Genomic DNA, 12,303 nt, shown 5'->3' with positions numbered 1-12,303 from the left:
GCGGCCCATTCGTGCCCCTCCGGGCAGTTCGAAGGGCCTCACCGGGTCAACCCCAGCCCGGTGAGGCCCTTGCCCGCGATACCGGTGCCGTCACAGCCGTGCGGTCGTGTCACAGCCGTATCGCCGGCACCTCACCGTCGGCACGCCGTGCCAGTGATCACCCCTGATCGCGGCATCATGTGACAGGTATCACCGCTCAGGTGTGACCCTCGATTTAGGGGCCCTCCGCAAGCAGCGATAACCTGCGAGACGGACATGCCGCGCGCTCGGACACCGTGTGCGCCTCCCTAGTGACAGCGGACGTCACGTTGCCCTTCGCGGCACGCCCACGCATCCAACGAACCGCGAGATCACTGATAGGGACGGAAGCGCGTGGACCTGTTCGAGTACCAGGCGAGGGACCTCTTCGCCAAGCACGATGTACCGGTGCTGGCCGGTGAAGTCATCGACACGCCTGAGGCGGCCCGCGCAGCCACCGAGCGCCTCGGCGGCAAGTCTGTCGTCAAGGCCCAGGTGAAGGTCGGCGGCCGCGGCAAGGCCGGCGGCGTGAAGCTCGCCGCGAACGCGGACGAGGCCGTCGCCCGGGCGACCGACATCCTCGGCATGGACATCAAGGGCCACACGGTCCACAAGGTGATGATCGCCGAGACGGCCCCGGAGATCCTGGAGGAGTACTACGTCTCCTTCCTCCTCGACCGTGCCAACCGCACCTTCCTCTCCATCGCCTCGGTCGAGGGCGGCATGGAGATCGAGGAGGTGGCGGCCACCCGCCCGGAGGCCGTCGCCAAGATCGCGATCGACGCCATCGACGGCGTGGACGAGGCCAAGGCCCGCGAGATCGTCGAGGCCGCGAAGTTCCCGGCCGAGGTCGCGGACAAGGTCGTCAACGTCCTGATCAGGCTGTGGGACACCTTCATCAAGTCGGACGCCCTCCTCGTCGAGGTCAACCCGCTCGCGAAGGTCGCCTCCGGTGAGGTCCTCGCCCTCGACGGCAAGGTGTCGCTCGACGAGAACGCCGAGTTCCGCCACCCCGAGTACGAGGAGCTCCACGACAAGGACGCCGCCAACCCGCTCGAGGCGGCCGCCAAGGAGAAGAACCTCAACTACGTCAAGCTCGACGGCGAGGTCGGCATCATCGGCAACGGCGCGGGTCTCGTCATGAGCACCCTGGACGTCGTCGCGTACGCCGGTGAGAACCACGGCAACGTCAAGCCGGCCAACTTCCTGGACATCGGCGGTGGCGCCTCCGCCCAGGTCATGGCCAACGGCCTTGAGATCATCCTCGGCGACCCGGACGTCAAGTCCGTCTTCGTCAACGTCTTCGGCGGCATCACCGCGTGCGACGAGGTCGCCAACGGCATCGTCCAGGCCCTCAAGCTCCTCGAGGACCGCGGCGAGAACGTCAGCAAGCCCCTCGTCGTCCGCCTCGACGGCAACAACGCCGAGCTCGGCCGGCAGATCCTCACCGACGCCAACCACCCGTTGGTGCAGCGCGTCGACACCATGGACGGCGCGGCCGACAAGGCCGCCGAACTGGCTCACGCCGCCAAGTAAGCACTCAGGACGAGGACACAACACACCATGGCTATCTGGCTCAACAAGGACAGCAAGGTCATCGTCCAGGGCATGACCGGCGCCACGGGCATGAAGCACACCAAGCTCATGCTCGGTGACGGCACCGAGGTCGTGGGCGGCGTGAACCCGCGCAAGGCGGGTCAGACCGTGGACTTCGACGGCACCGAGGTACCGGTCTTCGGCACCGTCAAGGAGGCCATCGAGAAGACCGGCGCCAACGTCTCCGTCATCTTCGTGCCGGAGAAGTTCACCAAGGACGCGGTCGTCGAGGCCATCGACGCCGAGATCCCGCTGGCCGTCGTGATCACCGAGGGCATCGCCGTGCACGACACGGCCGCCTTCTGGGCGTACGCCGGCAAGAAGGGCAACAAGACCCGCATCATCGGCCCGAACTGCCCCGGCATCATCACCCCGGGCCAGTCGAACGTCGGCATCATCCCGGGCGACATCACGAAGCCGGGCCGTATCGGCCTGGTCTCGAAGTCCGGCACGCTGACGTACCAGATGATGTACGAGCTGCGTGACATCGGCTTCTCGACCGCCGTCGGCATCGGTGGCGACCCGATCATCGGCACCACGCACATCGACGCGCTCGCCGCGTTCCAGGCCGACCCCGACACCGACCTGATCGTCATGATCGGTGAGATCGGCGGCGACGCCGAGGAGCGCGCGGCCGCGTTCATCAAGGAGAACGTGACGAAGCCGGTCGTCGGCTACGTCGCGGGCTTCACCGCGCCCGAGGGCAAGACCATGGGTCACGCCGGCGCCATCGTGTCCGGTTCCTCCGGCACGGCGCAGGCGAAGAAGGAGGCCCTGGAGGCCGCGGGCGTCAAGGTCGGCAAGACCCCGACCGAGACGGCGAAGCTGGCCCGCGAGATCCTGGGCGGCTGAACGCAGTCACGGCAGTGAGCCGTTAGCCGGTGGGTCCGCTTCCCGTGCGGGGGCGGGCCCACCGTCGTGTCCGGCCGCGTCGGGCCACCACGGTGGGGTCCGCGCTGGTCATGTGACCTGCGGCAGGAGCCGCTCCGGGCCGGACTGCAGCTGCTTGCGCAGCTTCTCCCGCAGCTCCCGCTCCTTCTCCGACAACGGCCCCGGCGCCATCCTCGGCGGCACGCCCCGCACCGTCGACCCCGGCGGGACGGGTGGCTCGTAGTGCGTGGGAGCCGTCCGCAGTGTCAGTGCCGTCGTGCCGATGAGCGCGACCGTGAAGGCGATCGCGGCCCGGGTCCAGAAGCGGGCCCGGCGTTCGCTGCCGTCCCGCACCACCGTCGGCTTGGCCGCGCGCAGCCGCTCGGTGGAGGCCAGTTCGGCCAGCCGCCGGTGGAGCGCGGCGGGGTCGGACAGGTCCGGCAGCCGGGCGGCGACCGCGGTGCGCGCGTGCATGAGGCGGTTCGCGGCCGCCCGTGTGCTCGCCTCCGTCTCGGCCGCCGTCTCGGGCAGGTCCAGGCCGACACCGTCGTAGAGGACGAGGGTGCGGCGCTGGGGCGGCGGCAGTCGGAGGAGCACGTCCAGCAGGGCGCGGTCGAACGCGTCGGAGGGCGGCGGTTCGGGGTGCCGGTAGCGGGGGCGGAACCGGTGCCAGGGAGAGAGCGCGAATTCGTACGCCGCCGCCCGCACCCAGCCCGCCGGGTCGCGGTCCCGGGCCACCTCGGGCCAGCGCTGCCAGGCGTGCTGGAAGGCCCGCTCGACCGACTCCCGGGCGAGCTCGCGACGACCGGTCAGCAGGAAGGTCTGCCGTACGAGGGCGGGGGCGCAGAAGGCGTAGAGCGCGTCGAAGGCCTGGGCGGGGGTGAGCCGGCTCTCGGACGGCCGCTCGGACGGCCGCTCGGGCGGGGGTTCGGGGGCCCCCGCCGTGCTCTCGGCCGTGTGCTGAAGTGCCGTCATGTCATGTACTTCCTCGGGTTCCTGACCCCCCGTCCTGTCGGCGATGGACAGCAGCAGTTGTGCGTACGCCTCCCTCCTCCGTCCCCGCGGTGTCGTGCGGCCGCTCTCCCACGCGCGCACCGTCTCGCGGCTGACGCCCACCCGTTTTGCGAGCTGAGCCTGCGTCAAGGCACCGGCCTCACGCAGGCGTCGGCGTTCCTCGGGCGGAGGGAGCGGGACTGCGGGGGTCTGCGTCACCGGGCGCCCTTTCGCACGAAAAAGTACATAAACATATATTGAGCGACACATCGGAGGTTCGCCTGTTACGACGGGAAAGCGCGTGTCGTTGGGAGCATGGCGAGCGTGATCGAGATGACCGCTCGTCGAACGCCCCTGCTGACGCGCATGCGCCGCCATTCGCCCGGCCTGGGTGCCAGCCTCTTCAGCGGTGCGGTGGCGGCGGGGCTGGGGCTCGGTGTGTTCGCCGTGATGGTGATCGCGCTGTGGATCAGCTCGCCGTACGCGGACAGCGGGCCGGGCGGCGCGCTGCGGATCGCCTCCGTGCTGTGGCTGCTGGCGCACGGTGCCGAACTGGTCCGCACCGACACGCTCTCCGGCGTCCCCGCGCCGGTCGGTGTCACCCCGCTGCTGCTGCTCGCGCTCCCGGTGTGGCTGGTGCACCGGGCGGCACGGGACGCGGCGGCCGACGGGGGTGAGGGGGTGCCGCTGGTGTCGATCCGTACGGCGTGGGCCGGCGTCGTCCTCGGGTACCTCGGGGTGGGCCTGGCGGCCGCCGTGTACTCGGCCGGGGGCGAGCTGCAACCGTCCTGGCTGTGGACGGTGCTGCGGGTGCCCCTGGTCACGATGGCGGCGGCGGGCGTCGGGGTGTGGACGGCGTGCGAGCGGCGGCCCGAGGTTGTGGACGGCCTGCTGCTCGTGCTGCCGGAACGGGTGCGGAGGCTGGTGCCGGGGACGGAAGGGCGGGCCCGCGTCGGTACGGCGGCCCGGGCGGCCGGGGCGGGGGTCGCGGCGCTCGCCGGCGGCGGGGCGTTGCTGGTGGGCGGGGCACTGGTGTGGCACGGCGGGGCGGTGCGGGGGTCCTTCCTGGAGCTGACGCAGGGCTGGTCGGGGCGGTTCGCGGTGCTGTTGCTGTGCGCGGCCCTGGTGCCGAACGCGGCCGTGTGGGCGGCGGCGTACGCGCTCGGGCCGGGGTTCGTGCTCGGGTCGGGGCATGTCGTGGGGCCGCTGTCCTCGACGCCGGCGCCGCTGCTGCCGCCGTTCCCGCTGCTGCAGGCGGTACCGGAGACGGCCGTCGCCGGGCCGTTGCGGTGGGGCGTGGCGGTGGTGCCGATCGCGGCGGGCCTGGTGGTGGGGTGGTTCGCGGCGGGGTGGGGGGACGGGTTCCGCGAGCGGTCCGCAGACCCGGACACCTCCGCGACGCTTCGGATCCGGGCGGGGCAGGGGTCGGTGACGGGTGGGGCACGGGCCGGACAGGGAGCGGCGAGGGGCCGGTCGCGGGCCGGGCAGGGGCCTTCGACAGGCCGGTTCCAGGCCAAGGAGGAGTCCTCGGCCGGCCGCTCCGGGCGCGGGCCGGCGTCCGTGGCGACCTGGTCGCCCGGACTCACCGCCGTCACGGCCGTGCTGGCGGCCGGATTCTGCGCCCTTGCGGTCGCCGTGCTGGCCATGCTGTCGGGCGGGCCGCTGGGTGTGGGGGCGCTGGCACGGTTCGGGCCGGTGTGGTGGCAGGCCGGGGCGGCGACGCTCGGGTGGGTCGCCCTGGCGGCGGTTCCGGTGGCGGTGCTGGTGCGCGGCTGGCGGTGCTGGACGGGGCGGCACCGTGCGGGGGCGGTGAGCGACACCCAGGGCGCACGGATCGGCAGGCCTCGCGCGGGAGCGCCGGGGGAGGGCGGATCGGCCGGGGAGGAGCGCTCGCTGCGGGATCGGCTGCCGCTGGTCGGCGGGTGGTTGCCGGGGGCGGGGGAGTCGGGCGGGGCGGGCGGGTCTGCCGGGGCGAGCGGGTCTGCCGGGGCGAGCGGATCGGCGACGGCCGGGTCGGGCGCGGACGGGGTGGCGCACTCGAAGGCGAGGCTTCCGGGGAACGGCCGCAAGGCGCCGTCCAAGGCGTCGGCGCAGGACCGGACCGGTGGTGCGGACCGGACCGACGAGAAGGGCGCTCAAGCCGCGGCGTACGGCGAGGACGCCCGGTACGAGGCCCTCACCCAGGACATCCCGTACGCGACGTACGACCACGACACGACCTTCGAGCCGGACGACTTCCCGCCCGCAGGGTCGCTGTCGGTGCCCCCGCCACCACCGTCGGCCTGGCAGGGGAGCAAGGCCTCGAAGTCGACGAAGGCCTCCGGAGGACCGGACGCGGAGGACGAGCCGGACGTACCGAAGTCATCGGACGCGCCGGAGGCGCAGGAAACGGCCCGGGTGCCGGCTGCCCCGGACCCGCAGGACGAACCCGACGCCCCGGCCGCACGCAAGCCGCTCACCGCTGACAGGTCACCGGCTGCGAAGAAGCCACCGGCCGCGCAGGCCGAGGAGAAGGAACCGACCACCGGGAAGCCCTCGGAACCAGCCTCCCGCGAGCCCTCGGAACCAACCCCCAAAGAGCCCCCGGACTCACCGAACGCCCGTTAGAGCCACCCCGCCGACCCCGACCCCGACCCCGACCGCGACCGCGACCGCGTCAGCTCTCCGCGCCCAGAACCCCCCGCAGTTCCTTCGGCAGATGCTCGTCGCACGACTGCTTCGCCTGATGCGTCAGCGCGTCGTCGCGGCAGGTGTAGTAGTCGCTGTAGACCACCTGCGCGGCGAACCCGGCCGCGACCACCGCGATGGCGAGGGACGCCGTGACCAGCCCGCTCACCGCCGCCGTCGTCTGGGGCCGGCCGTTGTTCTGGGGCGCGGGGTTGTCCGGGTCCGGGGTGCGGGGCTTGGCGCGGAGGCTGCTGATGCCCCAGTACAGGGCGAGCGCGCCCAGGAGCAGGGCCATGTACGGCCAGCTGAACAGGGCGAAGAAGAAGGCCCACATGCCGGACAGCAGGGCGTAACGCGCCCGGCGCTGGGTCGGGTCGGTCGGGTCCCAGCGCATGCCACCGCCCGGCCCGCCGTTCCCGCCGGAGCCGTCCTGGCCGCCCCGGGGATTCTGGCCGAACCCGCCGGAGGAGCGGCCCGGCTGCCGGTCGCTCCACTGGTTGCCCCACGGGGAGTTGCCGTTGCCCTGGTCGGAGTCCTGCGAGCCGTCGTCGCCCGACGGCCTGCGCGGCTGCCACGGGCGGTCGGGCGTGCCCTCCGGCGGCGGGGCGAAGGGGTTGTCATCCTGCCCCTGGCCACCGCTGCCCTGGCCACCGCTGCCCTGCCGGCCGTCGTTCTGCCCGCCCGAGGGGGCGTCCGGCGGCGAGGCGGGGCGCTCCCGCAGCAGCACGCCGCTGTGCTCCCCTCCCTGCAAGGACTGCGGGGGGAGCGTGAGGAGTCGCAAGCTGCGGTCCGGCATCAAGTGAGCGTCTTCCCCTTGGTGAACGACTGATCCGACATGAGCTGTCATTTTCTGAACGCACAGCACCACGACCGCGTTCCCGGGCCAGCTCCCCCCAGACGCTACCTTCCGGCCACGCCCCCGTCCCGTGGGGGCTCTCGGGAGTGCCGGTATCGTTGCGGACGGTCGCCCGCTTCGTAGACTTCCCCGTATCCCGGGGCGTAATGCAATCGTACGAATATACAAAGCGTCGGCCGCATGAAGAACGCACCCCCGAGAAAGGGCCCCCACCGTGGCCGCCAAGCCCGTGGCCAAGCGCCTCGTCGTGCTGGTCTCCGGATCCGGCACCAACCTTCAGGCGCTCCTCGACGAGATCGCCGCCGTCGGTCCCGAGGCGTACGGCGCCCAGATCGTGGCCGTAGGGGCCGACCGCGAGAACATCGAGGGGCTGGCGCGGGCCGAGCGCGCGGGGCTGCCGACCTTCGTCTGCAAGGTCAAGGACCACGCCGGGCGTGAGGAGTGGGACGCCGCCCTCGCCGACGCCGTCTCCGCCCACGAGCCCGACCTCGTGGTCTCCGCCGGGTTCATGAAGATCGTGGGCAAGGAGTTCCTCGCCCGGTTCGGCGGCCGGTTCGTCAACACCCACCCGGCCCTGCTCCCCAGTTTTCCCGGCGCCCACGGCGTCCGTGACGCCCTCGCGTACGGCGCCAAGGTCACCGGCTGCACCGTCCACTTCGTCGACGACGGCGTCGACACCGGGCCGATCATCGCTCAGGGCGTGGTCGAGGTCCGCAACGAGGACGACGAGAGCGCTCTGCACGAGCGCATCAAGGAAGTCGAGCGAAGGCTGCTCGTCGAGGTCGTGGGGCGGCTCGCCCGCAACGGCTATCGCATTGAGGGACGAAAGGTAGTTATCCAGTGACCGCCGAGAGCAACAAGCGGGCCATTCGACGGGCGCTCGTCAGCGTCTACGACAAGACCGGTCTCGAAGACCTCGCGCGCGGCCTGCACGAGGCGGGCGTCGCACTCGTCTCCACCGGCTCCACGGCCGCGAAGATCGCCGCGGCCGGTGTCCCCGTCACCAAGGTCGAGGAGCTCACCGGCTTCCCCGAGTGCCTGGACGGCCGCGTCAAGACGCTGCACCCGCGCGTGCACGCCGGCATCCTCGCCGACCTGCGCCTGGAGGACCACCGGCGGCAGCTGGCCGAGCTGGGCGTCGAGCCGTTCGACCTGGTCGTCGTCAACCTCTACCCGTTCCGTGAGACCGTCGCCTCCGGCGCCACCCCCGACGAGTGCGTCGAGCAGATCGACATCGGCGGTCCGTCGATGGTGCGCGCCGCCGCCAAGAACCACCCGTCGGTGGCGGTCGTCACCAGCCCGGCCCGCTACGCCGACGTCCTCGGCGCGGTCCGCGACGGCGGCTTCGACCTCACCACCCGCAAGCGGCTCGCGGCCGAGGCCTTCCAGCACACGGCGGCGTACGACGTCGCGGTGGCGAGCTGGTTCGCCTCCTCCTACGCCCCCGTCGACGACTCGCAGTTCCCCGACTTCCTCGGCGCCACCTGGGAGCGCGAGAACACCCTGCGCTACGGCGAGAACCCGCACCAGCCCGCCGCCCTGTACGTGGACGGCAGCGGGAGCGGTCTCGCGCAGGCCGAGCAGCTGCACGGCAAGGAGATGTCGTACAACAACTACACGGACACGGACGCCGCCCGCCGTGCCGCGTACGATCACGCCGAGCCGGCCGTCGCGATCATCAAGCACGCGAACCCCTGCGGCATCGCGACCGGCGCGGACGTCGCCGAGGCGCACCGCAAGGCGCACGCCTGTGACCCGCTGTCGGCGTTCGGCGGCGTGATCGCGGTCAATCGCCCGGTCAGCAAGGAGATGGCGGAGCAGGTCGCCGAGATCTTCACCGAGGTCATCGTCGCGCCGGGCTACGAGGACGGCGCCCTCGAAGCCCTCGCCAAGAAGAAGAACATCCGCGTGCTGCGCTGCCCCGAGGGCCCGGGGAACCCCGTCGAGATCAAGCCCGTCGACGGCGGCGCCCTCCTCCAGGTCACAGACCGCCTCCAGGCCGACGGCGACGACCCGGCGAACTGGACCCTGGCGACGGGCGAGGCCCTGTCCGCCGGGGAACTGGCCGAGCTCGCCTTCGCCTGGAAGGCGTGCCGGGCCGTCAAGTCCAACGCGATCCTCCTCGCCAAGGACGGCGCCTCGGTCGGCGTCGGCATGGGCCAGGTCAACCGCGTCGACTCCGCGAAGCTGGCGGTCGAGCGGGCCGGCGCCGAGCGCGCGCAGGGTTCCTACGCCGCCTCCGACGCCTTCTTCCCCTTCCCCGACGGCCTGGAGATCCTCACCGCGGCCGGCGTGAAGGCCGTGGTCCAGCCCGGCGGTTCGGTCCGCGACGAGCAGGTGGTCGAGGCCGCGAAGAAGTCGGGCGTCACGATGTACTTCACCGGGACGCGGCACTTCTTCCACTGACCGGTATTGCTTCCGGGGGCCCGTCGTTCGGTGAACGGCGGGCCCGCCTCATGTCGAACTGCGCAGCGCAGCCCAGGTGTTGGGGCCGACCTCGCCGTCCACCTCAAGGCCCTTGGCGCCCTGGAACTGCTTCACCGCGGCCAGCGTGGCGCTGCCGAACTCGCCGTCCACGCCCGACGAACCGACGCTGTAGCCGCGCTTGGTGAGCATGCACTGCACCTGAACCACTCTCTGCCCCTTGTCGCCGTAGTCCGTCAGCTCGGTGCCGGAGTAGTACGTGCACTGGGAGATCCAGGGCGGGGTGGCGGGCGTGGCGGGGGCCGTCGGGGTGGGGGTGTCGGCCGGGGTACTGCCACCGCCTCCGCCGCTGCCGGACGTGGCCGAGGGTTTGTCGCCGGGGGTCGGCCGGGTTCCGCCCTCGCCCACGGAGGCTGTCGCGCTCGCGCTCTCGGAGGCACCTTGCTCCGACTCCCGCGGCTCGGCCTTCTCCGACTCCTTCTTCTCGCCGGAGGGCGAGGTGGACACACCGGGCGGCGCCAACGCCTGAGATCCGCCAGGGGCCGCGCTGTCCGTTGCCGTGGGCGCCGCCGAGGCCGTCTCGTCCATGGGCGGCCGGGTGAGCAGGAAGGCGCCCGCGGCGACGGCGCACACGGCGAGGCTCGCGGCCAGGGCGAGAAGGACCTTGCGCTTCCTGCGCGGGCTGCCGCTCTCGGGGGCCGGGGTGGGGTGCTGCCAGGGCGGCGTGGGCGCTGGGGGCGCAGTGGGCGACGTGGGCGATGTGTGTGCCGCGGGCGACATGGGTGGCGTGGGCTGCCCGAACACCGCCCCCGCCCCCGCCCCGGAGCCGGAGCCGGAGCCGGGGAACATCGGCGGCGCCACCGGCGTACGCAACTGCACGGTCTCCTCGACGGCGACCCGCTCCAGCACCTCGCAGGCCTGCTGCCGGGCGCGCAGCCGGGCGCGCAGCGGTTCGTGCCAGGCGGGCGGGGTGCCGTGCGTGTGCCCGGCGGCCGTGGCGGCCTCGATGAGCTGCCGCGGAAGGGGGCGCGCGGCGGGATCCTTGGCGAGGCAGGCGGCCATCAGGGCGGCCAACGCGGGGTCCACGGCCGAGAGTTCGGCCATGATGTCCTGCTTGGGCTCCTCGAACGCCACCCGGTGCATCACGTCGACGCCGGTGCCGTCGCCGAACGGGGCGTGCCCGGTGGCGGCGTAGATCAGGCTCCCCGCCAGCGAGAAGACGTCCGAGGCGGTGTCGCAGTGGCCCTCGCGCAGATACTCCGGCGCCATGAAGGCGGGCGTGCCGACGCGGCTCCCGGTCGAGGTGATGGCACTGCCGTCGGCGGCCTGGGCGATGCCGAAGTCGATGACGTACACGCCCTGGAGGGACAGGACGATGTTGGACGGCTTGAGGTCGCGGTGCACGACGTCGGCGGCGGACAGCGCCGCCAGGGCCTGCCCGAGCTCCGCGATCAGCCGCCACACCCCGGTACGCTCCAGCCGGCCGCACTCGCGGACCGCCTCGGCGAGGTTCAGGCCGGGCAGGTACTGCGTCCCCATCCACAGCAGCGAGTCGTCGAACCCGGTGCCGAGCAACTGCGGCGTACGCGGGGTGTGCACCCGGGAGTGCACGGCCGCCTCCCGCTCGAAGCGCCGCCTGAACCGGGCGTCCTCGGCGTACTCGGGACGGATCACCTTCACGGCCGCCAGCCCGGCGGAACTGTCACCGGGCCGCGCGAGATAGACGTGCCCCATCCCTCCGCTGCCGAGCAGCCCGAGGGGTAGGTACGGCCCGATACGGCTGGGATCCGACGACCGCAGGGGCGTGGCACCGGCCTGTGCCAGGGCGGCGTCGGCGGATGCTGGAGAGTGTGGCGGCGTGGGCCGCTGCTCCGACATGGAACCCCCGATGTGCCTATGTCCCAACGCCCCGAGTGTGTAAGCCCGGTTGACACGAGGCTATCGCGTGCTCGTGTGTCACGCAGGCCCCTCGGGGCGGCGACTCGCACCACACCGTCTGGCCCTGTCGAGGTCGCCGACCACCTCCCCGGCATCATCCCCGTCCGCGACGCCAAGAGCCCGGAGGCCCCGGCACTGGTGTTCCCCACCCGCGCCCGGGTCCTCTTCGGCAAGTCGCCCTAGCCGACCTCGTACTGCCCGACCTCGATGAAGTACCGCAGCTCCTCAGGCGTACCCTCGATGACCTCCTCCGCCGCCGTCCGCAGCGCGTCGCTGATCGTGGGGTCGGCCAGGATCCGGAAGACGCGGACGCGGTCGTCCTCCGCGCGGGCGAGGCGGTAGCCGGTCTCCAGGTAGGCCCGCAGGGCCTCCGGGGTGTGGGCGTCGAGGGCCTCGTTGGCCTCCCTGATGACGGCCTTGTCGGTCTTCGGGTCGGCGGTGGCGAGGATGCGGGCGATCGCGACGGCGTCGTCCTCGGCCCGGGCGAGGCGGTAGCCGGTCTCCAGGAAGGCGCGCAGGGCCTCCGGGGTGCCGGTTTCCAGGGCCTTCGTGGCTTCCCTGATGACCGCCTTGTCGTTGTTCTGCCGGGCGATGTGAAGGATACGGAAGGTGGCGACGCGGTCGTCCTCGAACTGCGCGATCCAGCGACCCGTCTTCAGGAAGTACCGCTGATCCTCGATCGTGCCGTCCAGGGCCTTCTGTGCGGCGGCGTAGACGGCCTTGCCGGTGTCGGGGTCGCCGATGATGCGCGCTATCTCGACTCGGACGTCGTCGTCGGACATCTCGTCGACGTTTGAGCCGGGCGCGTCGGACGCGGCCGACACGGTGGTCGCGAAGGCCGGGGCCGACTGGGCGGCGAAGGCCGGGCTGGCCAGCAGGAGCGCCGGGGCGAGGGCGGTTGCGGCGAGGGTCAGGGCAGCGCGGGTCGGTCTCACAGGTGA

Annotated in this window: 9 protein-coding genes and 1 pseudogene; 6 read left to right on the top strand and 4 right to left on the bottom strand. The window is 72.4% G+C overall.

Features of this window, described 5'->3' with window-relative positions:
• Positions 1–372: 372 nt before the first annotated feature.
• Complete coding sequence (gene sucC, locus AC3ETA_RS07460; protein ID WP_432191994.1) at positions 373–1,554, top strand: ADP-forming succinate--CoA ligase subunit beta; 1,182 nt, start codon at positions 373–375, stop codon at positions 1,552–1,554.
• A 27-nt stretch (positions 1,555–1,581) separates the two neighbouring features.
• On the top strand, positions 1,582–2,466 hold the full coding sequence (gene sucD, locus AC3ETA_RS07455) for a succinate--CoA ligase subunit alpha (RefSeq protein ID WP_432191993.1): 885 nt from the start codon (positions 1,582–1,584) through the stop codon (positions 2,464–2,466).
• Positions 2,467–2,574: 108 nt separating this feature from the next.
• Here sucD and AC3ETA_RS07450 read toward each other — a convergent pair whose 3' ends face one another.
• Positions 2,575–3,696: a sigma factor-like helix-turn-helix DNA-binding protein gene (locus AC3ETA_RS07450; RefSeq protein ID WP_432191992.1), complete on the bottom strand. Its 1,122-nt coding sequence runs from the start codon at positions 3,694–3,696 to the stop codon at positions 2,575–2,577.
• 96 nt (positions 3,697–3,792) lie between these two features.
• Between AC3ETA_RS07450 and AC3ETA_RS07445 the strand changes: the two are divergent.
• Positions 3,793–5,256: pseudogene (locus tag AC3ETA_RS07445) on the top strand (cell division protein PerM); the annotation flags it as partial.
• An 877-nt stretch (positions 5,257–6,133) separates the two neighbouring features.
• Here the strand turns inward: AC3ETA_RS07445 and AC3ETA_RS07440 are convergent.
• On the bottom strand, positions 6,134–6,940 hold the full coding sequence (locus AC3ETA_RS07440; protein ID WP_432191991.1) for a hypothetical protein: 807 nt from the start codon (positions 6,938–6,940) through the stop codon (positions 6,134–6,136).
• Between the two features lie 274 nt (positions 6,941–7,214).
• Here AC3ETA_RS07440 and purN point away from each other — a divergent pair, with 274 nt between their 5' ends.
• Positions 7,215–7,844, top strand: coding sequence for a phosphoribosylglycinamide formyltransferase (gene purN, locus AC3ETA_RS07435; RefSeq protein ID WP_432191990.1), 630 nt, complete (start codon positions 7,215–7,217; stop codon positions 7,842–7,844).
• Positions 7,841–9,406, top strand: a complete 1,566-nt coding sequence (gene purH, locus AC3ETA_RS07430; protein WP_432191989.1) for a bifunctional phosphoribosylaminoimidazolecarboxamide formyltransferase/IMP cyclohydrolase — start codon at positions 7,841–7,843, stop codon at positions 9,404–9,406. Before purN ends, purH begins: the two co-directional genes overlap by 4 nt.
• A gap of 48 nt (positions 9,407–9,454) precedes the next feature.
• Here purH and AC3ETA_RS07425 read toward each other — a convergent pair whose 3' ends face one another.
• A complete protein-coding gene (locus AC3ETA_RS07425; RefSeq protein WP_432191988.1) occupies positions 9,455–11,302 on the bottom strand; it encodes a protein kinase domain-containing protein in 1,848 nt (615 codons plus the stop codon).
• 75 nt (positions 11,303–11,377) lie between these two features.
• Here AC3ETA_RS07425 and AC3ETA_RS07420 point away from each other — a divergent pair, with 75 nt between their 5' ends.
• Entirely contained in the window at positions 11,378–11,545 is a 168-nt protein-coding gene (locus AC3ETA_RS07420; RefSeq protein ID WP_432191987.1) for a DUF397 domain-containing protein, read from the top strand.
• Here AC3ETA_RS07420 and AC3ETA_RS07415 read toward each other — a convergent pair.
• Complete coding sequence (locus AC3ETA_RS07415) at positions 11,542–12,297, bottom strand: ALF repeat-containing protein (protein ID WP_432191986.1); 756 nt, start codon at positions 12,295–12,297, stop codon at positions 11,542–11,544. The genes AC3ETA_RS07420 and AC3ETA_RS07415 overlap by 4 nt on opposite strands.
• Positions 12,298–12,303 lie beyond the last annotated feature (6 nt).

It is taken from the genome of Streptomyces sp. bgisy027, from assembly GCF_057710365.1.
This window is presented reverse-complemented; position numbering and strand designations above follow the sequence as displayed.

Bases quoted from the DNA above. Each gene is read 5' to 3' on its own strand.
- AC3ETA_RS07425 (WP_432191988.1), bottom strand. From the start codon at position 11,302: ATGTCGGAGCAGCGGCCCACGCCGCCACACTCTCCAGCATCCGCCGAC.
- AC3ETA_RS07440 (WP_432191991.1), bottom strand. From the start codon at position 6,940: ATGCCGGACCGCAGCTTGCGACTCCTCACGCTCCCCCCGCAGTCCTTG.
- sucD (WP_432191993.1), top strand. From the start codon at position 1,582: ATGGCTATCTGGCTCAACAAGGACAGCAAGGTCATCGTCCAGGGCATG.